Annotated in this window: 1 protein-coding gene; it reads left to right on the top strand. The window is 48.0% G+C overall.

Annotated elements, in window-relative coordinates; all coding sequences use genetic code 11:
• Window positions 1-598, top strand: a 598-nt coding sequence (locus R8N47_RS26705) for a sensor histidine kinase (protein ID WP_318186300.1), incomplete at both ends; no start/stop codon positions are given.

Below are 598 nucleotides of genomic sequence, written 5' to 3'. Positions count from 1 at the left end.
GACGGGATAGATAACCCTGAAAGTTTTTCGCTGAAAGGTGACGATTACATTAATGGATTGATTCGCGTGAATGGTAAAAATTTGGTGATGAACAGAGGTACGCTTCGTACGTCGACAGGTGAACCTTATGGCGCAGTGTTTAGCTTGCGTGACCAAAATGAGATGCACGTACTCTCGGAGAAAATCAGTCAGGTGACGCAGTACATGGAGAACATGCGCGTTGCGCGTCACGAGTATCAAAATAAGCTTTCGACTATCTCGGGCCTCTTACAAATGGGGGCTTACGATAAAGCGCTTTCAGTTTGTTTGTCGCAAGCGAAAGCCAGTCAATCACAACTGGATTCGCTACATGCGCTGAATAGCAGACCGGCCTTGTCAGCCTTGATTTTGGCAAAGGCGAGCAAAGCCAACGAACTGGGTGTGGCACTGAGCATTGACTGCCAAAGTGATTTGAGCGCGCTGTCTCGCCGTTTGTCAGAAGAACAATTGTGTGGGTTGATTGGCAATTTAGCTCAAAACGCTTTGGAAGCGGTGAAAGGACGAGAGAACGGTCACGTACACATCGGTATTTCAGAATCGGCCTGCGAGTACACCATTC

The sequence above is a fragment of the Vibrio sp. 2132-1 genome (genome assembly GCF_033344315.1).
The sequence above is the reverse complement of the archived record's forward strand: the minus strand, read 5'-3'. Positions and strand labels throughout refer to the sequence as shown.